The sequence below is a fragment of the Delftia sp. Lp-1 genome (genome assembly GCF_020523835.1).
In the GTDB taxonomy this organism is placed as follows: domain Bacteria; phylum Pseudomonadota; class Gammaproteobacteria; order Burkholderiales; family Burkholderiaceae_C; genus Comamonas; species Comamonas acidovorans.
Genome location: NZ_JAJALJ010000001.1, coordinates 2,810,072 through 2,833,644 on the forward strand (window position 1 = coordinate 2,810,072; position 23,573 = coordinate 2,833,644).

16 protein-coding genes are annotated in these 23,573 nt (G+C 65.6%); 5 read left to right on the top strand and 11 right to left on the bottom strand.

Features of this window, described 5'->3' with window-relative positions; all coding sequences use genetic code 11:
• The first annotated feature begins 32 nt into the window (after nucleotides 1-32).
• Both LGR64_RS12660 and LGR64_RS12665 read left to right on the top strand, forming a co-directional pair.
• Complete coding sequence (locus LGR64_RS12660) at nucleotides 33-323, top strand: nucleotidyltransferase family protein (protein ID WP_013802651.1); 291 nt, start codon at nucleotides 33-35, stop codon at nucleotides 321-323.
• Nucleotides 320-709, top strand: coding sequence for a HepT-like ribonuclease domain-containing protein (locus LGR64_RS12665; RefSeq protein ID WP_141836120.1), 390 nt, complete (start codon nucleotides 320-322; stop codon nucleotides 707-709). Before LGR64_RS12660 ends, LGR64_RS12665 begins: the two co-directional genes overlap by 4 nt.
• 75 nt (nucleotides 710-784) lie before the next feature.
• Here LGR64_RS12665 and sbcB read toward each other — a convergent pair whose 3' ends face one another.
• From sbcB to dnaE, 5 genes are all read right to left on the bottom strand, one after another.
• The gene (gene sbcB / locus LGR64_RS12670) at nucleotides 785-2,224 is read right to left on the bottom strand and encodes an exodeoxyribonuclease I (protein WP_141836117.1); all 1,440 of its coding nucleotides are present in this window, start codon (nucleotides 2,222-2,224) and stop codon (nucleotides 785-787) included.
• Nucleotides 2,225-2,261: 37 nt separating this feature from the next.
• The gene (gene cls, locus LGR64_RS12675) at nucleotides 2,262-3,716 is read right to left on the bottom strand and encodes a cardiolipin synthase (protein WP_012205340.1); all 1,455 of its coding nucleotides are present in this window, start codon (nucleotides 3,714-3,716) and stop codon (nucleotides 2,262-2,264) included.
• An 83-nt stretch (nucleotides 3,717-3,799) separates the two neighbouring features.
• Nucleotides 3,800-6,136 (bottom strand): ATP-dependent Clp protease ATP-binding subunit ClpA, encoded by a 2,337-nt coding sequence (gene clpA, locus LGR64_RS12680; RefSeq protein WP_012205339.1) that lies wholly within the window; start codon nucleotides 6,134-6,136, stop codon nucleotides 3,800-3,802.
• Between the two features lie 63 nt (nucleotides 6,137-6,199).
• A complete protein-coding gene (clpS, locus tag LGR64_RS12685) occupies nucleotides 6,200-6,577 on the bottom strand; it encodes an ATP-dependent Clp protease adapter ClpS (protein ID WP_012205338.1) in 378 nt (125 codons plus the stop codon).
• A gap of 133 nt (nucleotides 6,578-6,710) precedes the next feature.
• Nucleotides 6,711-10,244, bottom strand: coding sequence for a DNA polymerase III subunit alpha (gene dnaE, locus LGR64_RS12690; protein WP_230355641.1), 3,534 nt, complete (start codon nucleotides 10,242-10,244; stop codon nucleotides 6,711-6,713).
• A gap of 212 nt (nucleotides 10,245-10,456) precedes the next feature.
• Between dnaE and LGR64_RS12695 the strand changes: the two genes are divergently transcribed.
• Nucleotides 10,457-11,248: an outer membrane protein assembly factor BamD gene (locus LGR64_RS12695; RefSeq protein WP_012205336.1), complete on the top strand. Its 792-nt coding sequence runs from the start codon at nucleotides 10,457-10,459 to the stop codon at nucleotides 11,246-11,248.
• Here LGR64_RS12695 and LGR64_RS12700 read toward each other — a convergent pair.
• Complete coding sequence (locus LGR64_RS12700; RefSeq protein ID WP_141836111.1) at nucleotides 11,211-13,403, bottom strand: ATP-dependent DNA helicase; 2,193 nt, start codon at nucleotides 13,401-13,403, stop codon at nucleotides 11,211-11,213. The two genes, LGR64_RS12695 and LGR64_RS12700, sit on opposite strands and share 38 nt — an antisense overlap.
• Nucleotides 13,404-13,539: 136 nt before the next feature.
• On the opposite strand from LGR64_RS12700, the gene LGR64_RS12705 reads away from it, so the two are divergent.
• Nucleotides 13,540-14,310, top strand: coding sequence for a PP2C family protein-serine/threonine phosphatase (locus tag LGR64_RS12705; RefSeq protein WP_012205334.1), 771 nt, complete (start codon nucleotides 13,540-13,542; stop codon nucleotides 14,308-14,310).
• Nucleotides 14,311-14,319: 9 nt separating this feature from the next.
• Here LGR64_RS12705 and LGR64_RS12710 read toward each other — a convergent pair whose 3' ends face one another.
• From LGR64_RS12710 to LGR64_RS12730, 5 genes are all read right to left on the bottom strand, one after another.
• Entirely contained in the window at nucleotides 14,320-15,042 is a 723-nt protein-coding gene (locus LGR64_RS12710; protein WP_141836108.1) for a hypothetical protein, read from the bottom strand.
• Between the two features lie 40 nt (nucleotides 15,043-15,082).
• Entirely contained in the window at nucleotides 15,083-16,186 is a 1,104-nt protein-coding gene (gene zapE, locus LGR64_RS12715; RefSeq protein ID WP_012205332.1) for a cell division protein ZapE, read from the bottom strand.
• A gap of 97 nt (nucleotides 16,187-16,283) precedes the next feature.
• Complete coding sequence (gene lpdA, locus LGR64_RS12720) at nucleotides 16,284-17,711, bottom strand: dihydrolipoyl dehydrogenase (protein ID WP_013802658.1); 1,428 nt, start codon at nucleotides 17,709-17,711, stop codon at nucleotides 16,284-16,286.
• Nucleotides 17,712-17,801: 90 nt separating this feature from the next.
• Nucleotides 17,802-19,067, bottom strand: coding sequence for a 2-oxoglutarate dehydrogenase complex dihydrolipoyllysine-residue succinyltransferase (gene odhB, locus LGR64_RS12725; RefSeq protein ID WP_013802659.1), 1,266 nt, complete (start codon nucleotides 19,065-19,067; stop codon nucleotides 17,802-17,804).
• A 54-nt stretch (nucleotides 19,068-19,121) separates the two neighbouring features.
• The gene (locus tag LGR64_RS12730) at nucleotides 19,122-22,001 is read right to left on the bottom strand and encodes a 2-oxoglutarate dehydrogenase E1 component (RefSeq protein ID WP_034393004.1); all 2,880 of its coding nucleotides are present in this window, start codon (nucleotides 21,999-22,001) and stop codon (nucleotides 19,122-19,124) included.
• A 231-nt stretch (nucleotides 22,002-22,232) separates the two neighbouring features.
• Here LGR64_RS12730 and LGR64_RS12735 point away from each other — a divergent pair, with 231 nt between their 5' ends.
• Nucleotides 22,233-23,396: an AI-2E family transporter gene (locus tag LGR64_RS12735; protein WP_088164917.1), complete on the top strand. Its 1,164-nt coding sequence runs from the start codon at nucleotides 22,233-22,235 to the stop codon at nucleotides 23,394-23,396.
• The last annotated feature ends 177 nt before the right edge of the window (nucleotides 23,397-23,573 follow it).

Genomic DNA, 23,573 nt, shown 5'->3' on the forward strand with positions numbered 1-23,573 from the left:
ATCTCAGCGAGATTCGACAAGAAAGGATGCCTATGCGCCCGTCCGTTGTGCTTGACATGAAGCGAAGCGCGGTGCGCGAAGCGGTCAGCCGCTTTCGCACGGCAAACCCGCGAGTCTTCGGTTCGGTACTGCACGGCACCGACCGGGACGGGAGCGACCTCGACCTGCTGGTCGACGCCCTGCCCGGTGCCACCTTGTTGGACTTGGGTGATCTGGAAGACGAGCTGAAATTGCTGCTCGGCGTTGACGTCGATTTGCTGACGCCCGGTGACCTGCCGTCGAAGTTCCGGGCCAAGGTGCTTGCAGAGGCAAAACCGGTATGAGCGAGAACTACCGCCTGCCTGACTACCTGGACCACATCCAGCAGGCTGCGATCGATGCGCGCAGCTTCGTGGAAGGGTTGACCAAGGAGGACTTCTTCGCCGACAAGCGCTCCCAGCAAGCCGTCATCATGAGCTTCATCATCATCGGCGAGGCAGCCACGAAGGTAATGGACGGCTACGCCAAGTTCACCCAGGCGCACCCCGAGGTGCCGTGGCGCAGCATGCGCAATATGCGCAATCGCATGGCTCACGGCTATTTCGACATCAACCTTGATGTGGTGTGGGAGACAGTGCAGGAGTGGCTGCCGGCGCTACTCAGGCAGTTGCCTGCCGTGCGTCTTGCTGCCGACGACGAAGACCGCAACGACTCTGGCATGGAACCGTGACTGACAACAGCAAGCTGCCGATGCTCAGCCCCACCTCCGTGTTCGTGATGGAACCGGCCTCCTGACGCCCCAGCCTCAGACCTCCGGCATGATGGCTTCCGCATAGTCATACAGCGCCCCCAGGATCTCCTCGCCGCGCTCGTCGGCAGTTTCCGATAGCTGGTCCACCATGGCAAACATCTGCTCGGCCGTGCGTGCGCCGCCCTTGCCTTCGATCAGGCAGGCAGCGCAGTGCTGCAGCCAGCGCTGGCGCTCGGCCGGGTTCAGGCTGGCGGGGAAGTTGCGGGCGCGGTAGCGGAACAGCAGTTCGGTCAGGCGGGCATCGTCGAAGCCCGTGCGGTCCAGCGCCAGCTCCTGCGCAGACAGGCTGCGCAGGTGGTTCAGGCGGCGCCGGTCCTCGTTGCCCACAAAGCCGCCGTACAGGTCCTGGTCGGCATCCAGCCCTTCCTGCGCAGGGCGCTGGTGAACGGCACGCCACAGCGCGCTCATGTCGGGCAGGTCACGTGCAATGGCCGCATGGCCCATGCACTGCTCCACATCGATGCCCCATTGCGCGGCCATGGCCGGGCTCAGCGTCTTGAGGCTGCCGACCACCATGGGCGACTTGTTGACGTGGATGCTCTTGATGGGCAGGCGCTGCACGCCCTCGGGCAGGTCGGCCGCGCGCGAGAACAGGCGCAGGCGCAGCGTGTCCACGTCGATGGAGGCCAGCTCGGACGGGTCCTGCGCCAGATCCCAGCAGATGATCTCGTTCTTGTTGGTGGGGTGCGTGGCCAGCGGCCACATGACGGCGATGCAGCCGCGCTCGGGCCGGATCATGCCGCTGACGTGCAGGAAAGGCCTGGCATGCGCCGGCTCGGCCGGCAGGCCCATTTCCTGCAGCACGCGATCCTTCTTGTGCAGCGAGAAGGCGAAGTCGAACAATCTGGGCTGGACCTTGCGGATCAGCCGCGCCAGCCCGATGGTGGCGCGCACGTCGGACAGCGCGTCGTGCGCCTTTTCGTGCAGCAGGCCGTTGGCACGGGCCAGGTCCTCGAGCTTGAAGCTTGGAGATCCATCCTCCTTTTTCGGCCAGACAATGCCTTCGGGGCGCAGCGCATAGACCATGCGCACCACGTCGAGCAGGTCCCAGCGCCCGCAGCCGTTTTGCCATTCGCGCGCATAGGGATCGATGAGGTTGCGCCAGAACATGAAGCGCGTGATCTCGTCGTCAAAACGGATGGTGTTGTAGCCCACGCCCACGGTGCCTGCCTGGGCCAGTTCTGCCTCGATGCGGGCGGCGAACTGGGCCTCGGGCATGCCCTGCTCCAGGCATTGCTGGGGGGTGATGCCGGTGATCAGGCAGGACTGCGGATCGGGCAGGTAGTCGCCAGCCGGCTGGCAGTACCACATGACGGGTTCGCCGATTTCATTGAGTTCCGCATCCGTGCGGATGCCCGCGAATTGCGCGGGCCGGTCATAGCGCGGCTGGGCGCCGAAGGTCTCGTAGTCGTGCCAGAAGAAGGTATGGGCCATCGGGCGAGTATGCCTGCGAAAAACGAGCCACCGGCCCTCACAACAGGGGCGAACACAGCCGCGCGCCCGAGTCAAACAGGCGCAGCGCAAAGCCCAGGTCGCGCTTGAAGTGCACGCGCTGGGCCTGCTCCAGATCGGCCTCGAACTGCTTGGCCAGATCGCCGTTGAGCGCAGGCCCGTAGGCGATGGCGCAGACCTCGTAGTTCAGGAAGAAGCTGCGGTAGTCGAAGTTGGCCGTGCCGATGATGGCGATGTTGTCGTCCACCACCAGGGTCTTGGAGTGCAGCATGCGTGCCTTGTACTCGTAGACGCGCACGCCGCAGCGGATCAGCTCGTCGTAGTAGGAGCGCGCAGCCGCCGTGACCAGGGCCGAGTCCGAACGGCGTGGCACCAGCAGCTGCACATCGACACCGCGCAGCGAGGCATTGGTGAGCGCTGCCAGCGCGGCCTCCGTCGGCACGAAATACGGCGTGGTCAGCCAGACACGTTCCTCGGCCGCGTTGATGGCCGCAAGATGGGCGCGGTAGATGGCCTGCAGGCCGTTGTCGGGGCCCGAGGTGATGATCTGCACGGGAAGCGGGCCCTCGGGCGCATCCGGCAGCAGCAGGTCGATGTCGGCGGGCTCGTTCTTGGGGTCCTTTTCCAGCGCATAGGCCCAGTCTTCGAGGAACACGGTCTGCAGCCAGTTGACGATGGCGCCCTCCAGGCGCAGGTGCACGTCGTGGTAGGCATCGGGCATGACACGCGCGTTCTCTTCGTCGGTCACGTTGACGCCGCCCGTGAAGCCCACCTTGCCGTCGCACACCAGGATCTTGCGGTGGGTACGGAAGTTGATGACCGGGCGCAGCCGCCGGCCGATCTTGGTGCCATGGAACAGTGCGACCTCGGCACCCGCATCCTCCAGCGGCTGCAGAAATCGCCGTCCCAGCTTCTTGGAACCCAGGGCATCCACCAGCAGGCGCACCTGTATGCCTGCGCGGGCCCGCTGTATCAGCAGGTCGCGCAGGGCCGTGCCGGTCTGGTCCGGCTCGAAGATGTAGTACTCCAGGTGGATGTGGTGGCGCGCCGCGTTCACCGCCTCGATGATGGCGTCGAAGGTGGCAGCGCCGCCCACCAGCAGCCGCAGGTCGGCGGCCGTGCTGACGGGAAAGTCGCTGGTGGCCGCCACCAGCCGCGCGACCTGGTGCAGGCGCTCCGAGCTGCCCGGCATGCGCTCGCGCAGGCGCTGCACGCCTGTTCGCACACGCGATGTCTTGCGCGCACGCAGCCGCTTGATGCGCTGGCGCTTGAGCCGCTGCGGGCCGAAGAAATAGTAAATGGCCAGCCCGCCCACGGGAATCGCCGCCATGGACAGAAGCCAGCTCAGCGTGGCCACGGGCGCGCTGCGCTGCAGAAGGATCCACACCGCGACGATCACCACATAGACCGACCAGGTCACCGACAGCAGCAGCAGCGCATTCTCATGGGTCAGGTACTGACGAAGCCACTCCACAAAGACTCCTTCGGGCGGATCAAAGAAAAAGCCGGCAGCCCGGTGGGCTGTCGGCTTGTGCGGTGGGCATCAGAAGATGCACATCAATCGGCAGTGGCCTCTTTGGGCTCGGCCGGCTCGGAAGCCGGGTCCTGCTTGGGCTGGGGCGTGATGTCGAGCTTGACTTCGCCCTTGTCGGCATCGTCGGCGTCGGCCACCCAGTCCACTTCCAGGCGGCCACCATCGACCAGTTGCCCGAACAGCAGCTCGTCGGCCAGCGAACGCCGGATGGTGTCCTGGATCAGGCGCTGCATGGGGCGGGCGCCCATGAGCGGATCGAAGCCCTTCTTGGCCAGGTGCTTGCGCAGCGCATCGGTGAAGGTGACCTCCACGCGCTTTTCGGCCAGTTGCTGCTCCAGTTGCAGCAGGAACTTGTCGACCACGCGCAGGATGACCTGCTCGTCCAGCGGCTTGAAGCTGACGATGGCGTCCAGACGGTTGCGGAACTCCGGCGTGAACAGGCGCTTGATGTCGCCCATTTCGTCGCCGGCCTGGCGCGGGTTGGTGAAGCCGATCGAGGCCTTGTTGATGGTCTCGGCGCCCGCGTTCGTGGTCATGATGAGGATCACGTTGCGGAAGTCGGCCTTGCGCCCGTTGTTGTCCGTCAGCGTGCCGTGGTCCATGACCTGCAGCAGCACGTTGAAGATGTCCGGATGCGCCTTCTCGATTTCGTCGAGCAGCAGCACCGAATGCGGCTTCTTGGTCACGGCCTCGGTCAGCAGACCGCCCTGGTCAAAGCCCACATAGCCCGGAGGCGCGCCGATCAGGCGGCTGACGGCATGGCGCTCCATGTACTCCGACATGTCGAAGCGGATCAGGTCCACGCCCAGGATGTAGGCCAGCTGCTTGGCCGCTTCCGTCTTGCCCACGCCCGTGGGGCCCGAGAACAGGAAGGAGCCGATCGGCTTGTCCGGCTTGCCCAGGCCCGAGCGCGCCATCTTGACCGAGGAGGCCAGCGCCTCCAGCGCCTTGTCCTGGCCGAAGACCACGCTCTTGAGGTCGCGCTCCAGCGTCTGCAGCTTGCTGCGGTCGTCGTTGGACACGTTGGCAGGCGGAATGCGCGCGATCTTGGCCACGATGGCCTCGATCTCGGCCTTGTCGATGGTCTGCTTGCGCTGCTCCACCGGGATGATGCGCTGCGCGGCACCGGCCTCATCGATCACGTCGATGGCCTTGTCGGGCAGGTGGCGGTCATTGATGTACTTGGCCGACAGCTCGGCCGCAGCCTGCAGGGCGGCAGCGGCGTATTGCACGCTGTGGTGCTCCTCGAAGCGCGACTTCAGGCCCTTGAGGATGTCCACGGTCTCGGCCACGGTGGGCTCGACCACGTCGACCTTCTGGAAACGCCGCGACAGCGCCGCATCCTTTTCGAAGATACCGCGGTACTCGGTGAAGGTGGTCGCGCCGATGCACTTGAGCTGGCCGCTGGACAGCGCCGGCTTGAGCAGATTGGACGCGTCCAGCGTGCCGCCCGAAGCGGCGCCCGCGCCGATCAGCGTGTGGATTTCGTCGATGAACAGGATGGCGTTGGGCCGGTCCTTGAGCGACTTGAGCACGCCCTTGAGGCGCTGCTCGAAATCACCACGGTACTTGGTGCCCGCCAGCAGCGCGCCCATGTCCAGCGAATAGACCACGGCTTCGGTCAGCACCTCGGGCACCTTGCCCTCGGTGATGCGCCAGGCCAGGCCTTCTGCGATCGCCGTCTTGCCCACGCCGGCCTCGCCGACCAGCAGCGGGTTGTTCTTGCGGCGGCGGCACAGGATCTGGATGGTGCGCTCGACCTCGTAGTCGCGCCCGATCAGCGGATCGATCTTGCCGTCCTTGGCCGCCTGGTTGAGGTTCAGCGTGAACTGCTCCAGGGGCGAAGCCTTTTCGTTGCGCTCGCCGCCGGCACCCTCTTCGGACTCCGCAGGGTTTTCGGCCTTGGCGGGCTCGGGCGGTTCGCCCTTCTTGATGCCGTGGGCAATGAAATTGACCACGTCCAGACGCGTCACGCCCTGCTGGTGCAGGTAGTAGACGGCGTGCGAATCCTTCTCACCGAAGATGGCCACGAGCACGTTGGCGCCCGTGACTTCCTTCTTGCCGTTGCCGGTGGATTGCACATGCATGATGGCGCGCTGAATCACACGCTGGAAACCCAGCGTGGGCTGTGTGTCCACCTCATCGGAGCCCGCCACCTGGGGCGTGTTGTCCTTGATGAAGTTGGACAGGGCCGAGCGCAGGTCATCGATGTTGGCTGAGCAGGCGCGCAGCACTTCCGCTGCACTGGGGTTGTCCAGCAGGGCCAGCAGCAGGTGTTCCACGGTGATGAACTCGTGGCGCTGCTGGCGCGCTTCGACAAAGGCCATGTGCAAGCTGACTTCCAGTTCCTGGGCGATCATTGATGACTCCTTTTCGCTTGCTGGGGATTATTGACTGCAACCATAAATCAGGGCGGCCCGGGTTTATTCAACAGGCTCGAACATTGCCTGCAACGGATGGCCTGCCTTCTGGGCGGCCTGCAGCACCTGTTCGACCTTGGTGGCCGCCACGTCGCGCGAGTACACGCCGCAGACGCCGCGGCCATCCAGATGGATCTTGAGCATGATCTGGGTGGCCGTTTCGCGGTCCTTACCGAAGAGTTCCTGCAGGACGATGATGACGAATTCCATGGGCGTGAAGTCATCGTTGAGCATCACGACCTGGTACATCTGCGGCGGCTGGACGCGCTGGCGTCGCCGCTCCAGCACCACGGCGCCGTCATCGTCGGACACGGGCCGCACTGTAGGGATGGCAGGAGGGATCGAAGGGGGTTGGGTTGCCATGAAAATCATTCTAGCCATCGGAGCCACTGTTTTCCGGAAGGGATATGCGAGGCATGCCTGAAGAATTCAAGCGCGGTGCCCGCCCGGGCCGGCAAGCACGCACCAAAGCAGTGCCTGCTTGCCGCCATCGGGCGCTGCGCCACCTTGCGGTTTATTCGTAGACCACCTTGACCTGGGCACTGCCGGCCTGGGCGTACCAGGCCGCCAGGGCCGCATCGCTGGGATAGAAGCGGCTGGTATCGCCCAACGCCAGCTCGCAGCTGGCCGAGCCGCGCTCGTCCTCGCAGACCAGCCCCAGGCGCACTTTCATGCCGCGCTGCAGCTCGCCGTGCTCGCCCTGCTCCACCACGGCGGGGAACTGGCGCAGCAGGCCAAGCACATCAGGCATCTTCTCGCCCACGCTGACCTGCAGGTAGCGCGCAAAGCGGCAGCGCGCGTCCGCCAGATTCCACAGCTGCTGGGCCTTCATGCGCAGGCCGCCGCTGAAATGGTCGAGCTGCAGGCGCCCGGTGATGACGACGAATTCATCGTCCTTGAGCAGTTCGCGGTAGATGTTGAGCGTGTTCTCGTCCACCGAGGCCTCGATCACGCCCGAGCCATCGTCGATCTTGAACAGGCCCAGCCGCCCGCGCTGGCCGTTGATGGCGCGGAAGTCGCTGATGATGCCGGCCAGCGTCTGGGGCTCACGGCTGTCGCGCAGCTCGGCCAGGGGCGTGCGCACGAAGCGGCGCACCTCTTTCTCGACCTCGTCAAACAGGTGGCCCGAGAGGTAGAAGCCCACCGCCGTCTTTTCCTGGGTCAGCCGCTCCTTCACGCCCCAGGGCAGTGCCTCGACCAGAGGCGGCTCCTGGGTGCTGGAGCCCACGGCGTCATCGCCCATCATGTCGAACAGGCCGCCCTGATTGGCGTTGGCCAGCGTCTTGTTGCCGAACTCGAAGGCATGGTCGATGGAGGCCACCAGCGACGCCCGGTTGAGCTCGATGGCGTCGAAGGCGCCGCCCTTGATCAGGGCTTCCAGCGTGCGCTTGTTCAGGCGCGTGCGGTCCACGCGCACGCAGAAGTCGGCCAGGCTCTTGAAAGGACCCTTGTCGGCACCGCGCGGCCCCACGCCGCGGCCTTCACGCGCCGCAACGATGGCCTCGATGGCCTGCTGGCCCGTGCCCTTGATGGCGCCCAGGCCATAGCGGATGACCTTGTCGGTGACGGGCTCGAAACGGTACATGCCGCGGTTGACGTCCGGCGGCTCGAAGCTGATGCCCATCTTGAGCGCGTCTTCGTACAACACCTTGAGCTTGTCGGTGTTGTCCATTTCCACGGTCATGTTCCCGCAGTAGAACTCGGCCGTGTAGTGCACCTTGAGCCAGGCCGTGTGGTAGGCCAGCAGCGAGTAGGCGGCGGCGTGCGACTTGTTGAAGCCGTAGCCCGCGAACTTCTCCATCAGGTCGAAGACCTCATCGGCCTTTTCCTCGCTGATGCCCTGCTTGGCCGCGCCCTCGCGGAAGATCCCGCGGTGCATGACCATTTCCTCGACCTTCTTCTTGCCCATGGCCCGGCGCAAGAGGTCGGCGCCGCCCAGCGAGTAGCCGCCCAGCACCTGGGCGGTCTGCATCACCTGCTCCTGGTAGACCATGATGCCGTAGGTCTCGGCCAGCACCTGCTCGACCAGCGGGTGCGGGTACTCCACCACTTCCTTGCCGTGCTTGCGCGCGACGAAGCTGGGGATCAGGTCCATGGGGCCCGGACGGTACAGCGCGTTCAGTGCGATCAGGTCTTCCAGGCGGCTGGGCTTGGCGTCGCGCAGCATGCCCTGCATGCCGCGCGATTCAAACTGGAACACGGCTTCGGTCTTGCCCTCGGAGAACAGGTGGTAGGTGCGCGCATCGTCCAGTGGGATGTTCTCGAAGGCGAAGTTCTCCTGGCCCTTGTGGCGCTTGATGATGAACTCGCGCGCGATCTCCAGGATGGTCAGCGTGGCCAAGCCCAGAAAGTCGAACTTCACCAGGCCCACGGCCTCCACATCGTCCTTGTCGTACATGGCCACGGCCGAGTCGCTGCCCGGCTGCTGGTACAGCGGGCAGAAGTCGGCGAGCTTGCCCGGAGCGATCACCACGCCGCCCGCGTGCATGCCGATGTTGCGAGTCATGCCTTCGAGCTTCTGGGCCATTTCGATCAGGGTCTTGACGTCTTCTTCTTTTTCGATGCGCTCGGCCAGCATGGGCTCGGCCTCGATGGCGTAGGTGTACTTGTCGCCCTCCTTCTTCGGATTGGGCGGGTATTTGAGCGTGACGTGCAGGCCCGGCTTGTTGGGAATGAGCTTGGAGATGCCGTCGCAGAAGGTGTAGCTCATGTCCAGCACGCGGCCCACGTCGCGGATGGCCGCGCGCGCGGCCATGGTGCCGAAGGTGGCGATCTGGCTGACGGCGTCGCGGCCGTAGAGCTGCTTCACGTAGTCGATGACGCGGTCGCGGTTGGCCTGGCAGAAGTCCACGTCAAAGTCGGGCATGGACACGCGCTCGGGGTTCAGGAAGCGCTCGAACAGCAGGTTGTACTCCAGCGGGTCCAGGTCCGTGATCTTGAGCACGTAGGCCACCAGCGAGCCCGCGCCCGATCCGCGGCCCGGGCCCACGGGGCAGCCGTTGAGCTTGGCCCACTTGATGAAGTCGCCCACGATGAGGAAGTAGCCCGGAAAGCCCATCTTGAGGATGGTGCCGATCTCGAACTCCAGCCGTTCCACGTAGCGCGGGCGCTGCGCCTCGCGCTTGGCGGGATCGGGATACAGGTGGGTCAGGCGGTCTTCCAGGCCGTTGAAGGATTCGCTGCGGAAGAACTCGTCCATGGTCATGCCGTCAGGCACGGGGAAATTGGGCAGCTGCGGCTTGCCCAGCACCAGGGTCAGGCTGCAGCGGCGCGCGATTTCCACGGTGTTGGCAATGGCGCTGGGAATGTCGGCGAACAGCGCCTGCATCTGCGCGGCGGTCTTGAAATGCTGGTCGCGCGTGAAGCGGCGCACGCGCTTCGGGTTGGCCAGGATCTCGCCCTCGGCGATGCACACGCGCGCCTCGTGCGCTTCGTAGTCGTCGGGGCCGAAGAACTGGATGGGGTGCGTGGCCACCACGGGCAGGTTCAGCCGCTCGGCCAGTTGCACGGCGGCCAGCACATGGGCCTCATCGTCCTGGCGGCCGGCGCGCTGCAGTTCGATGAAGAAACGGTGCGGGAACATGCCTGCCAGCCGCTGGGCCACGGCGGCTGCGCCGGCCTCGTCGCCGCGCATCAGCGCCTGGCCCACGGGGCCGGCCTGGGCACCGGCCAGCACGATCAGCCCCTCGCCCAGCTCCTGCAGCCAGGCCCAGGTGTGCACGGCCTGGCCCTTGACCACGTTGCGGGTCCAGCCACGGGCCAGCAGTTCGGACAGGTTGTGGTAGCCCAGCGGGCTTTGCACCAGCACGATGATGCGCGAGACGGCGGCGCCGTTCTCGCCTTCGATCTGGATTTCCGCGCCCAGCACGGGCTTGACGCCCTTGGCCCGCCCTTCGCGGTAGAACTTGACGCCGCCAAACAGGTTGTTGAAGTCTGTGACGGCCAGTGCGACCTGCCCATCCTCGGCGGCAGCCTTGACGATGGCATTGATGCGGTTGGTTCCGTCCACGACGGAGAATTCGGTGTGCAGGCGCAAATGGACAAACATATGGGCGCCATTGTAGAAAGCTCCGCAAGGCCGGGACCCGTTCACGGCCATGCCTTTGCCGCCGCCCCCGCCTGCGGGGCGGGCATCGCAGGCCGTTACAATGCTTCGGCCCGGTTGCGGGAAAATCAGGCTTTGTGCGGCCCCTCAGCGCGGCCCGCGTCCCTGCCCGCCAACCCTCTCACTGCCCTTCGATTGCCCGAGAAACGTCCACCATGCAGCGTATTCCCCTGTCCATCGTTCCCGCCATGCTGGTCGCAGGCGTTCTGACAGCCTGCTCCAGTACGCAGCAAGACCCTACTGCCAAGTGGACCCCGGACCGCATCTATACCGAGGCCCGCGACGAAGCCGCCTCCGGCGCGTTCGACAAGGCCGTTCCGCTGTTCGAGAAGCTCGAAGGCCGTGCCGCCGGCACGCCCCTGGCCCAGCAGGCCCAGCTCGACAAGGCCTATGCCCAGTACAAGAGCGGCGACAAGATCCAGGCCACCGCCACGCTGGACCGCTTCCTGAAGCTGCACCCGGCCAGCCCCGCCACCGACTACGCCCTCTACCTGAAGGGCCTGGTCAACTTCAATGACAACCTGGGCATGTTCTCCTGGCTGTCGCGCCAGGATCTGTCCGAGCGTGACCAGAAGGCCGCCAAGGACTCGTTCGAGTCCTTCCGCGAACTGGTGACGCGCTTTCCCGAGTCGCGCTACGCCGAGGATTCGCGGCTGCGCATGCAGTACATCGTCAACTCTCTGGCGCAGTACGAAGTGCATGTGGCCCGCTACTACTACGGACGCGGCGCCTACGTGGCCGCCATCGCGCGCGCGCAGACGGCCGTCAAGGACTACCAGGGCGTGCCCGCCGTGCGCGAGGCCATGCAGATCCTGGTGAATTCATACGACGCCCTGGGCATGACGCAGTTGCGCGACGACGCGCAACGCGTGCTGACCGCCTCCTACGGCCAGGAGTCCGACCAGGACCTCACGGCAAAGCAGAAGTCGTGGTGGAAGCTGTGGTGATCTGCGGCGCAGGCTGCGCCAGCGCCTGCAGGGCCTGAACAAAGGCCGCCTCGTCCACCAGAGTCCGCATGGGCGGGAGCGCGGCACGCAGCCGCCGCCCATAACCCATGGTGGCCAACCGGGAATCACAGACCACGAGCACGCCGCGATCCGTCTCGCGCCGGATCAGGCGGCCAGCGCCCTGCTTGAGCGCCATGGCGGCCTCGGGCAGCATGTAGTCGGCAAAGGCCTGACGCCCCACGGATTCCAGACTGCGCGAACGCGCCTCGACCAGCGGATCGTCGGGCGGCGGAAACGGCAGCTTGTCGATGACCACCAGCTGCAGCGCATCGCCCGGCAGGTCCACCCCCTCCCAGAAAGTGGCCGAGGCCACCAGAATGCAGCCCCGCCCCAGGCTCGCCCCCGTACCGTCCCCGCCTTGCGTGCCTTTCCTGCCTTCTCCGGCCGCGATAAAGCGCTCGATCAAGGCCAGCTTGGGCGCCTGCCCCTGGACCAGCACATCGAGTTCACCAAACAGCTCCAGCGACTGCTGCAGCGCATCGCCTATGGCGTGCAGCGCCCGCAGCGTGGTCGTCAGCACCAGCGTGCGCCCGCCCAGGCGCTGAGCGGCATCCAGCGCCAGGCGCGCCACCTCGATGCTGTGCGTGGCACTGCCGGCCTGGGCAAAGGGCCGGGGCACGTAAAGCGCTGCCTGCCGCGCATAGTCAAAGGGACTGTCCACGCGCAGCACCTGGGCCTCGCGCAGGCCGCAGGGCTCGGTGAACCAGCTCAGGCGCTCGTCGTCACCCAGCGTGGCCGAGGTGAAGATCCACGCGGTGCCCGAGGGCTGCCGGGGCAGGCCTGCAGCTTCGTGAACGGGCGCGGGCGCGCCTTCTTCCTGTTCTTGTGGCTCGGGCTGTGCATCCTCTCGCTCCTGGTCTTCCAATCCCTCCTGCTCCTGCTCCTGCGTCAACCCCAGCAGCCGTGTGCGCATGATGTGCGCAATGGTCAGCGGAGACTCCAGCATGCGCATCTGGTGGCTGCCCAGCTCCAGCCAGCGCACCGTGTCCTGCACGGCGGCTGCGGCAAAGGTGGCCAGGCGCCGCAGCAGCTCGTTGCCGCGCTCGAACAGCCTGCGCAGTTCGGGGTCGCTGACCTGCAGTTGCACCAGCGGCTCCAGCAGTGCCCGCAGGCTGCGCCCCAGCGTCACCAGGGCGGCGCGCCAGCGCTGCGCGTCCAGCCCCTGCGGCGTCACACCCTGCCAGGGCAGGCGCCCGCCCAACGGGGGCTTGCCTGCCGCCAGTCGCAGCTCGCGCAAGGCCTGCTCCACACGTGCCGAAAGCTGCATCCAGTCGGCCATGCCGCGCGCCAGTTCCTGGCCGGCGCGCAGCACATCGCGGGCATAGCCCGTCAGTTGCTGGCCCGACAGGCTCTGGCCCGCGAACTGCACGCCGGTGTCGTTGAGCTGGTGGGCCTCGTCCACCACGACCACGCCCACGCTGGGCAGCAACTGGGCCACGCCCGACTCGCGCACATCCAGGTCGGCAAACATCAGGTGGTGGTTGATGACCACCACGTCGGCCTCCAGCGCAGCGCGGCGGGCCACGTTGACATGGCAGTCCTGCCAATGCGGGCAGTCGGAACCCAGGCAGTTGTCGCGTGTGGAAGTGACCAGGGGCAGCGCGGGCGAGCGCTCGTCCAGCGCGGGCAACTCGCCCAGGTCGCCCGTGCGCGTGGTGCGTGCCCATCGCTCGACCAGGGCCACGCTGCGCAGCACCTGCGGGTCCTGCGGCGCCGTGCGGCCCTGGCGCACACGCTCCAGCCGCTCCATGCACAGGTAGGCGCTGCGGCCCTTGAGGCGCGCCATGCGCAGCGGCATGCCCAGCGCGGCAACGAGGCGCGGCAGATCGCGGGCATACAGCTGATCCTGCAGCGCGCGCGTGGCCGTGGACACTAGCACGCGCTGGCCGCTGAGCAGGGCCGGCACCAGGTAGGCATAGGTCTTGCCCACGCCCGTGCCGGCCTCGACCACCAGGGTCTGGCGCTGCTCGATGGCCTGGGCCACGGCCAGGGCCATGCGGGTCTGCCCCTCACGCGGCAGGAATAGCGCCTCGGCGCGCGACAGCAGGCCTTGCGGCGCGAAGGCCGCCTGCACGGCGGCGGTCAGGGAATGCAAAGGGCGGGTCCGTTTGTTGAAAAAGAGAGCGCCGCCGGGGTGCGGCGGGCCAGCGCCGGGGACGGTGCTCCGATAATATGCGCCATGACATTGGTGTGCCCATCCACCGCCCCAAGAGCCCACCAAACCAGAGACCATGCAGCCAGCGTACCGACTCCAAGCCGCCACAGGCATCCATCGCGGTGACAGGCAATACCAGCAAGACCAGGTGATGCTCATGGCCCACCCCTATGTACACGGCTGCCTGCTGGGCGTGCTGGCCGACGGCATGGGCGGGCGTAGTGGCGGGCGCAAGGCCTCCGACCAGGTCATGCTCACGGCGCGCCAGCTGTTCGAGCGCTTCGAGCCGGGCAAGGAGGACTGCACGGCGCTGCTGGAGAGCATCGTCCACGAGTCGCACATGGTGATCCGGCTGACGGCCATCTCGGCCGAGCAGGAGCCGCACAGTACCATTGCCGCCTTCGTGCTGCTGCCCCAGGGCCGCTGCCACTGGGTGCATTCGGGCGATTCGCGCATCTACCACTACCAGGGCGCGACCATGGTCCACCGCACCAAGGACCACTCCTACGTCCAGTCCCTGGTGGACAGGGGAGAACTCACCGAGTTCGAGGCCCATGTGCACCCCAAGTCCAACATCCTGCTGGGCTGCCTGGGCACCGAGGCCGAGCCGCCCATGAGCCACCACGTGATCGAGCACGTGCATCCGGGCACCACGCTCATGGCCTGCAGCGACGGCGTCTGGCACTACTACACGGCGGAGGAACTGGGCACCGTGCTCAACGCGCTCACGCCGCGCGAGGCCACGGAATTCCTGATCGACAAGGCACGCGTGCGCGCCCAGGGCGGTGGTGACAACCTGTCGCTGGTGGTGCTCAAGCTCGAGGCACTGGAGCCGGTGACGGCGTGACCACCAAACTCAGGGCGCCGCAGGCGCGGGAGGCGCAGGCAGTGGCGCTGCCTGCGGGCCGCGATCACGGGCGGCATCGGCGGCGCGGGCCTTGCGCTCGGCAGCCTCTTTTTGCTTGGCCTCGAACTGGGCGCGGGCGGCAGCTCGCCGCTCCTGCTCCTGCGCAGACTGGCGCTGCTCGATCTGCGCCTGGCGATCACGCTGGTGGCTGGCCTGCTGGGCTGCGCGCTGCTGTGCGTCCTGGGCACGCTGGGCCCTGATGGCCTGGGTGTCGCGCTGGGCGGCCGGTGGCCGCTCCTTGGCTTGCATGGACGAGGCGGCCTTCTGCGCCTTCTTGGCCTCGATATCCTCAAGGCGCTGGGCGGCGCGCTCCTTGCGCTCCTCGTCGTTGATCTGCAGCTCGCGTTCGCGCAGCGGCTTGTCCTGCTCACGAGCCTCCTCGCGCGCCTGCCTGAGGCAGTCTTCCACGGCAAAGCGCTGGTAGCACTCGGACTCCAGGGCCGTGCGCCGCCTGTCGATGACGGCACGCTGGGCCGCGATCTCGGCGCGTGCGGCCTTGCGCTCGACCTGGACCTGCTTTGCAGCCTGGGCGCGTTCCTGCCGCACATCGGCATCGGCGCCAGCATCCGCAGCCATGGCCGGGCCGGCCAGCACAAGGCAGGCCAGCGCAGCGCCCAGGGGAGCGGGCAGTTTCTTCACAAGGGCGAAAGCAGAGGTAGGCAGTTTCAACATGTACAGGTCCGGCAAACGACGCCAGCGGCCGGGACCGGCCTCAGGTCAGGCTGGTGTCCACCACACGGCGCTCCAGCGCCAGGAATTCCTTGGACTGCATCTCGTTCAGGCGCGATACGGTACGGGGGAACTCATGGGCCAGCGGGCCCTCAGTGTAAAGCTGCTCGGGCGGCACGGCGGCCGAGATGACCAGCTTGACCCTGCGGTCGTACAACACGTCCACCAGCCAGGTGAAGCGCCGCGCGGGCGATGCCATGTTGACCGGCATATAGGGCACGTCGGACAGCAGCACGGTGTGGAACTGGCTTGCGATCTCCAGGTAGTCGTTCTGCGACCGCGGGCCGCCGCACAGCTCGCGGAAGTCGAACCAGACCACGCCACCGGCGCGGCGGCGCGCACGGATCTCGCGCGCCTCGATGTGCAGCACCGGGTCTTCGTCCTTGACTTCGGCCAGCTTGTCGAAGGTTTCGGTCATGGCCGCATCGGCCTCTGCACCCAGGGGCGTGTGATAGAGCCGGGCGTTTTCCAGCGTGCGGCGGCGGTAGTCCGTGCCGTTGTCCACGTTGACGACTTCCATGCGCTCGTTGAGCAGGTCGATGGCCGGCAGGATGCGGTCGCGGTGCAGGCCGCCCGGATACAGCTCGTCGGGCTTGAAGTTGGAGGTGGTGACAAAGCCCACGCCGTTGGCGAACAGCGAGACCAGCAGCCGGTGCAGGATCATCGCGTCCGTGATGTCGGCCACGTGGAATTCGTCGAAGCAGATCAGCTTGTACTTCTTGGAGATGCGGGCACCCAGCACGTCCAGCGGGTTCTGCGTTCCCTGCAGCACGGCGAGCTCGCGGTGGACCTCGCGCATGAATTCGTGGAAATGCAGGCGCACCTTGCGTCTGAGCGGCACGGCGTTGAAGAAGCAGTCCATGAGAAAGCTCTTGCCGCGCCCCACCCCGCCGTACATGTAGACGCCGCGGGGAATCTCGGGATGGTTGATGAGCTTCTTGAAGGCGTTGGAGCGGCGCTGGCGGTAGACCGCCCAGTCGTCGGCACAGCGCTGCAGCGCCTCGACGGCGCGCAACTGCGCAGGATCACTGTGAAAGCCCTTGGCTACCAGTTCGGCCTCGTAGGCCTCTCGCACTGAAACGCTCATGCAGCATCAACCATTCGCTATGTATTCAGAAGCTGAAAACGCTTGCAGGGCAAGCGCTTTCAGGTCTTTGGCTTGGGCTAGATGGCTAGCCTGGCACTCAGAAATTCAGAGTGCGCTTGTCAACGGCCAGTGCCGCTTCCTTGGTGGCCTCGGACAGCGAGGGGTGGGCGTGGCAGATGCGGGCGATGTCTTCGCTCGATGCCTTGAACTCCATGGCGACCACGGCTTCGGAGATCAGTTCCGAGACCATGGGGCCGACCATGTGCACGCCCAGGATTTCGTCGGTCTCGGCATCGGCCAGGAACTTGACCATGCCCGTGGTATCGCCCAGGGCGCGCGCGCGGCCGTTGGCCAGGAAGGGGAAGGTGCCAGCCTTGTACTTGACGCCCTGCTCCTTCAGTTGCTGCTCGGTGCGGCCCACCCATGCGATTTCGGGGCTGGTGTAGATCACCCAGGGAATGGTGCCGAAGTTCACATGGCCATGCTGGCCGGCAATGCGCTCGGCCACGGCCACGGCCTCTTCCTCGGCCTTGTGCGCCAGCATCGGGCCGCGCACCACGTCGCCCACGGCCCAGACGCCGGGCAGGCTGGTCTTGCAGTCGTCATCGACCACGACGCAGCCGCGCTCGTCCAGAGCCAGGCCCACGGCCTCGGCATTGAGGCCGGCCGTGTTGGCGGTGCGGCCGATGGAGATGATCAGCTTGTCGGCCTCCAGCGCCTGGGCTTCACCCTTGGCGTTGGTGTAGGCGATGGACACGCCCTTCTTGCCGCTCTTGATTTCGCCGATCTTCACGCCCAGCTCGATCTTCAGGCCCTGCTTGTCGAACGCCTTCTTGGCTTCCTTGGCGATCTGCTCGTCCACGGCGGACAGGAACTTGTCCATGCCTTCGAGCACGACCACTTCCGTGCCCAGGCGGCGCCAGACCGAGCCCATTTCCAGGCCGATCACGCCAGCGCCGATCAGGGCCAGCTTCTTCGGGGCCTTGCCCAGGCGCAGGGCGCCGTCGTTGGACAGGATGTTCTCTTCATCGAAAGGCACGCCGGGCAGCGCGCGGGCGCTGGAGCCCGTGGCGACCACGATCTGCTTGCCCGTCAGCACTTCCTCTTCCTTGCCGGCAACCTTGATCTCGTAGCCGCCCTCGACCGCCTTGACGAACGAGCCACGGCCATGGAAGAAGGTGACCTTGTTCTTCTTGAACAGGTACAGGATGCCGTCGTTGTTCTGCTTCACGACCGCATCCTTGCGGGCGATCATCTTGGCCACGTCCATCTCGACCTTGCCGGTGGAGATGCCATGGTCGGCAAAGTGCAGATTGGCGTGCTCGAAGTGCTCGGACGACTGCAGCAGGGCCTTGGAGGGAATGCAGCCCACGTTGGTGCAGGTGCCGCCCGGAGCGGCGCCGCCCGCGGCGTTCTTCCACTCGTCGATACAGGCCACGTTGAAGCCCAGTTGTGCGGCACGGATGGCGGCGATGTAGCCGCCAGGGCCCGCGCCGATGACGATGACGTCGAATTGCTTGCTCATTTCAGGAATCTCTTGTCTGTGATGCATGAAAAAACCCACCGCAGGGCACGCGGCCAAGGGTGGGTTTTCGTCGTGTCGAACCCTGTGGAATTACAGGTCGAACAGCAGGCGCGAAGGATCTTCCAGCGCGTCCTTCATGGCCACCAGGCCCAGCACGGCTTCGCGGCCGTCGATGATGCGGTGGTCATAGGACATGGCCAGATAGTTCATCGGGCGGACCACGACCTGGCCATTCTCGACCATGGCACGGTCCTTGGTGGCGTGCACGCCCAGGATGGCCGACTGGGGCGGGTTGATGATGGGGGTGGACATCATCGAGCCGAAGGTGCCGCCGTTGGAGATGGAGAAGGTGCCGCCGGTCATGTCTTCAATGCCCAGCTTGCCGTCCGCCGCCTTCTTGCCGAATTCGGCAATCTTCTTTTCGATGTCGGCGAAGCTCATCTGGTCTGCATTGCGCAGGATGGGCACCACCAGGCCACGGGGCGAACCCACGGCGATACCGATGTCGAAGTAGCCGTGGTAGACGATGTCGTTGCCGTCCACGGAAGCATTGAGCACGGGGTACTTCTTCAGGGCGTGCACTGCCGCCTTGACGAAGAAGGACATGAAGCCCAGCTTGGTGCCGTGTTCCTTGGTGAAGGCGTCCTGGAACTTCTTGCGCAGATCCATCACCGGGGCCATGTTCACTTCGTTGAACGTGGTCAGGATGGCGTTGGTGGACTGCGACTGCAGCAGGCGCTCGGCCACGCGGGCACGCAGGCGGCTCATGGGCACGCGCTGCTCGGGACGGCCGCTGAGGTCTTCCTTGGCAGCGGGAGCCGACACCTGGGGCAGCGCCTTGGTGGGCACGCCGGTGGGGATGACGGCAGCCGTGGACTGCACGCCGCCCTTGACGGCGGCCAGGGCGTCGCCCTTGGTCACGCGACCATCCTTGCCGGAGCCAGCCACGTTGGCGGCCGACAGGTTGTTCTCGGCCAGCAGCTTGGCAGCGGCGGGCATGGCGACATCGCCCTTGCTGCCGCCAGTGGCAGCAGCAGCGGCGGGAGCAGCAGCAGGCGCTGCGGCAGCGGGAGCGGCGGCTGCGGCAGGAGCGGCAGCGGCCACGCCGGCCACGCCTTCGGTGTCGATCTTGGCGATCAGCTGCTCGGCCACCACGGTGGCGCCGTCACCTTGCACGATCTCGGCCAGCACGCCAGCGGCGGGTGCGGGCACTTCGAGCACGACCTTGTCGGTTTCGATTTCGATGAGGATCTCATCGATTGCAACCGCTTCGCCGGCCTTCTTCTTCCAGGTCAGCATGGTGGCCTCAGCGATGGACTCGGACAGCTGGGGAACTTTGACTTCAACGATAGCCATTTGTGATTCTTTCCAAAAGTGTTCTGTACTGATACGTAGCGGGTGGGGGCTGCCTTACTTGTTCAGGACAAAACCCTTGAGCTTGGAGAACGCGCCTTCCACCAGGGCCTTTTGCTGCTCCTGGTGCAGGTGTGCGTAACCCACGGCGGGCGATGCCGAGGCAGCGCGGCCGGAGTAGCCCAGCTTCTGGCCATCGAGCATGTTCTCGTGGATGTAGTGCTGCACGAAGAACCAGGCGCCCTGGTTCTGCGGCTCGTCCTGGCACCAGACGATCTCGGTGGCGTTGCCGAACTTCTTGAGTTCAGCGGCGAAAGCCTTGTGCGGGAAGGGGTACAGCTGTTCGACGCGGATGATGGCGACGTCCTTGCTTTCCTTCTCGGCGCGCTTCTTGACCAGGTCGTAGTAGACCTTGCCCGAGCATGCGATCACGCGCTTGACCTTGGCCGCGTTCTTCACGACGGCTTCGTCCTGCTCGGGGATCACGGTCTGGAAACCACCGCTGGTGAATTCGGACAGCGGCGAGGTCGCATCCTTGTTACGCAGCAGCGACTTGGGCGTCATGATGACCAGCGGCTTGCGCAGCGGGCGCACCATCTGGCGACGCAGCACGTGGAAGATCTGGCTGGCCGTGGTGGGCTGCACGATCTGCATGTTGGCGTCGGCGGCCAGCTGCATGAAGCGCTCCAGGCGTGCCGAGCTGTGCTCGGGGCCCTGGCCTTCATAGCCGTGCGGCAGCATCAGCGTCAGGCCGTTGATGCGGCCCCACTTGACTTCACCGGAGGCGATGAACTGGTCGATCACCACCTGGGCGCCGTTGGCGAAGTCGCCGAACTGGGCTTCCCAGATCACCAGGGTGTTGGGATCGTTCGACGCGTAGCCGTACTCGAAGCCCAGCACGGCCTCTTCGGACAGGATGGAGTCGATGACGGTGAACGGAGCCTGGCTGTCGGCAACGTTCTGCAGCGGGATGTAGGTGCCTTCGCTCCACTTTTCACGCTTTTGGTCATGGATGACCGAGTGGCGGTGGGTGAAGGTGCCACGGCCGCAGTCCTCGCCCGACAGGCGCACGGGGTAGCCCGATGCGACCAGCGATGCGAAGGCCATGTGCTCGCCCATGCCCCAGTCCACGTTGACATCGCCGCGGCCCATGGCTGCGCGGTCGTCATAGACCTTCTTGACCAGCGCGTGCGGGGTCACGGTCTCGGGGATCGTTGTGATGCGTTCGGCCAGGCGCTTCCATTCGGTCAGCGGGATGGCGGTGTCGCCAGCGTCGGTCCAGGTCTTGCCCAGGAACGGGCTCCAGTCCACGGCGTACTTGCTCTTGAAGTTCGTCAGCACCGGGTCCACGGTGTGGCGGCCTTCGTCCATGGCGGCACGGTAGGCCTTGGCCATGTCGTCGCCCAGCGATTCGCCCAGGCCTTGCGTGGCCAGCTTGTCGGCGTACAGCTTGCGGGTGCCGGGGTGGGCGCCGATCTTCTTGTACATCAGCGGCTGGGTCAGGGCAGGCGTGTCCTGCTCGTTGTGGCCCAGCTTGCGGAAGCAGACGATGTCCACGACCACGTCCTTGGAGAATTCCATGCGGAATTCCAGCGCCAGCTGCACGGCCAGTGCCACGGCTTCCGGATCATCGCCGTTCACGTGCAGCACGGGCGACTCGATCATCTTGACGATGTCGGTGCAGTACAGCGTGGAGCGGGTATCGCGCGGATCGGAGGTGGTGAAGCCGATCTGGTTGTTGATGATGATGTGCACCGTGCCGCCCGTGGTGTAGCCACGGGTCTGGGCCAGCGCCAGGGTTTCCTGGTTCACGCCCTGGCCGGCAAAGGCGGCATCGCCGTGCACCAGCACGGGCAGCACTTGCTTGCCGTGCGGGTCGTCGCGGCGGTCCATGCGCGAGCGCACCGAGCCTTCGACCACGGGGTTGACGATTTCCAGGTGCGAGGGATTGAAGGCCAGCGACAGGTGGACAGGGCCGCCAGCGGTGGACACATCGGAGCTGAAGCCCTGGTGGTACTTCACGTCGCCCGAGGGCAGGTCTTCGGGGGCAGTGTGATCGAACTCGGCGAACAGGTCCTTGGGCATCTTGCCCAGGGTGTTGACCAGCACGTTCAGGCGGCCGCGGTGGGCCATGCCGATCACGACTTCCTGCACGCCCTTCTGGCCGGCAGCGTTGATCAGCTCGTCCATGGCGACGATGAAGCTTTCGCCACCTTCCAGCGAGAAGCGCTTTTGGCCGACGTACTTGGTGTGCAGGTAGCGTTCCAGGCCTTCGGCAGCCGTCAGGCGGTCGAGGATGCGCTTTTTCTGGTTGGCGTCAAAGCTGGGCTTGGTACGGCTGGTTTCCAGCTTTTGCTGCCACCAGCGCTTTTGCGTCTGGTCGGTGGCATACATGTACTCGGTGCCCAGGGTGCCGCAGTAGGTCTCGCGCAGCGCGTTCATCAGCTCGCGCAGCGACATGCTCTCCTTGCCGAAGAAGGTGTTGCTCGTGTTGAACACCGTTTCCTGGTCAGCATCGGTGAAGCCGTAGAACGACGGCTCCAGCTCGGGAATTTCGGGGCGCTCGGTGCGCTTGAGGGGATCGAGATCGGCCCAGCGTGCGCCGACGTTGCGGTAGGCGGCGATCAGCTGCTGGACGGCGGTGCGCTTGCGGCCCAGCTCGGAGTCGGCGCCGGAGGCCACGACCACCTTGGTGCCGCCTTGCTTGGCGCGCTCGGCAAAAGCGTTGATGACAGGCTGGTGCGGAACGTCCTTGGAGTCCGTGCCGTCGACTGCGGGCACATGTTGCAGTGCATCAAAGTACTCGCGCCAAGAATCCGGCACGCTACCGGGGTTGGCCAGGTAGTTCTCGTACATTTCTTCGACGTAGGGGGCATTGCCGCCGAAGAGGTAAGTATTGCCTTGATAGGCTTGGTAGACCGACGTCTGATCGCTCATATTGCGCTGACCTCCGCCTCCCTGAAGGAGGCATTAGCTGGTTTGTAGAACCTTCCGCGACACGGCTGTACCGATTGGCGGATGCGACTGTGGCTGGGGAAGGGCCTGGTTGCGACCGCCATTGTGCCACCGTTCAAACATCGCAGCAGGGCAGTTACCAAGCGATTACCTGGACCCTCCGGGAGTTCCCGCAGTCGCGTACATTGGCGCATCTTCCGAACGGACCGACAGATGAACCTGCTGCCCTTACACAAACGCACTTTCATGCTGCTGCTGATCGCGGCGACCATCGGCTTCGGTGCCGTGCTCTGGGAATTCATGGGGGCCATCTTCTGGGGCGTCGCCCTGGCCATCCTGTTCTCGCCGCTGCACCGGCGCCTGCTGGCGCGCATGCCCCGGCGCACCAATCTCGCCGCCCTGTCCACCCTGCTGCTGTGCCTGGTCGTGGCCATCCTGCCGCTGGCGCTGATCGGCGCCTCGCTGGTGCGCGAGGCCTCGTTGATCTATGAGCGCGTCAACAGCGGCAACCTGGACGCGGGCACCTATGTGCAACAGATCATGGACGCCCTGCCCTCCTGGGTCACACCCTGGCTGGAGAGGTTGCACCTGGGCTCGCTGGCCGAGCTGCAGGACAAGCTGTCCAGCATCGCCATGCAGGCCTCCAAGCTGGCGGCCACCAAGGCGCTGGGCATAGGCCAGAACACCTTCGGGTTTCTGGTGGGCTTTTGCGTGATGCTGTACCTGCTGTTTTTCCTGCTGCGCGACGGCCGTGACCTGACACAGCGCATCCGCATGGCCATTCCGCTGCAGTCCGACCACAAGGCCGAGCTGTCGAGCAAGTTCACCACCGTGATCCGCGCCACCGTCAAGGGGAACCTGGCCGTGGCGGCCGCCCAGGGCGCGCTGGGCGGGCTGATCTTCTGGATCCTGGGCATCCAGGGGCCCGTGCTGTGGGGCGTGGTGATGGCCTTCCTGTCGCTGCTGCCCGCCGTGGGCGCCGGCCTGATCTGGGCACCGGTGGCCATCTACTTCCTGGCCACCGGTGCCATGGGCAAGGGCCTGATCCTGATCGCCTACGGCGTGCTGGTGATCGGCTTGGTGGACAACGTGCTGCGCCCCTTGCTGGTGGGCAAGGACACGAAGATGCCCGACTACATCGTGCTGATCTCGACGCTGGGCGGCATGGCCCTCTTCGGACTGACGGGTTTTGTGATAGGCCCCGTGATTGCGGCCCTGTTCATGGCGATCTGGGACATGTTCTCGCGCATGCAAGTGCAGGATGAGGAAAAGCGCCGCCAACTTGCCCAGGCAGGTTTGGCGCATGCTGAATATCAGACATCGGATGATATGGACCTCAAGCAAGCACCGCACGATCCGCGCCCGCCGGCACGCTGAGCCTGCTCCGGCCCCTCCCTCTGGACGGGGGCCGGAAATCCATTTTCAGGCATTCAATGGGTGCAAATGGATCGCATTCGCGCAATAGCCTGGATTCATCGACCTCATTCATCCATTCAATGAATGGCGGATTGATATAAAACAAAATGTCCGAAGCCCTGAATTCAGATAATCATT

What these genes read in the sequence shown, in the direction of transcription:
- odhB (WP_013802659.1), bottom strand. Translation starts at nt 19,067, where the DNA reads ATGGCTATCGTTGAAGTCAAAGTTCCCCAGCTGTCCGAGTCCATCGCT.
- sbcB (WP_141836117.1), bottom strand. Translation starts at nt 2,224, where the DNA reads ATGGCCCATACCTTCTTCTGGCACGACTACGAGACCTTCGGCGCCCAG.
- clpS (WP_012205338.1), bottom strand. Translation starts at nt 6,577, where the DNA reads ATGGCTAGAATGATTTTCATGGCAACCCAACCCCCTTCGATCCCTCCT.
- LGR64_RS12660 (WP_013802651.1), top strand. Translation starts at nt 33, where the DNA reads ATGCGCCCGTCCGTTGTGCTTGACATGAAGCGAAGCGCGGTGCGCGAA.
- zapE (WP_012205332.1), bottom strand. Translation starts at nt 16,186, where the DNA reads ATGAGCGTTTCAGTGCGAGAGGCCTACGAGGCCGAACTGGTAGCCAAG.
- LGR64_RS12705 (WP_012205334.1), top strand. Translation starts at nt 13,540, where the DNA reads ATGCAGCCAGCGTACCGACTCCAAGCCGCCACAGGCATCCATCGCGGT.
- LGR64_RS12695 (WP_012205336.1), top strand. Translation starts at nt 10,457, where the DNA reads ATGCAGCGTATTCCCCTGTCCATCGTTCCCGCCATGCTGGTCGCAGGC.
- clpA (WP_012205339.1), bottom strand. Translation starts at nt 6,136, where the DNA reads ATGATCGCCCAGGAACTGGAAGTCAGCTTGCACATGGCCTTTGTCGAA.
- dnaE (WP_230355641.1), bottom strand. Translation starts at nt 10,244, where the DNA reads ATGTTTGTCCATTTGCGCCTGCACACCGAATTCTCCGTCGTGGACGGA.
- lpdA (WP_013802658.1), bottom strand. Translation starts at nt 17,711, where the DNA reads ATGAGCAAGCAATTCGACGTCATCGTCATCGGCGCGGGCCCTGGCGGC.
- LGR64_RS12710 (WP_141836108.1), bottom strand. Translation starts at nt 15,042, where the DNA reads ATGTTGAAACTGCCTACCTCTGCTTTCGCCCTTGTGAAGAAACTGCCC.
- LGR64_RS12665 (WP_141836120.1), top strand. Translation starts at nt 320, where the DNA reads ATGAGCGAGAACTACCGCCTGCCTGACTACCTGGACCACATCCAGCAG.
- LGR64_RS12730 (WP_034393004.1), bottom strand. Translation starts at nt 22,001, where the DNA reads ATGAGCGATCAGACGTCGGTCTACCAAGCCTATCAAGGCAATACTTAC.
- LGR64_RS12735 (WP_088164917.1), top strand. Translation starts at nt 22,233, where the DNA reads ATGAACCTGCTGCCCTTACACAAACGCACTTTCATGCTGCTGCTGATC.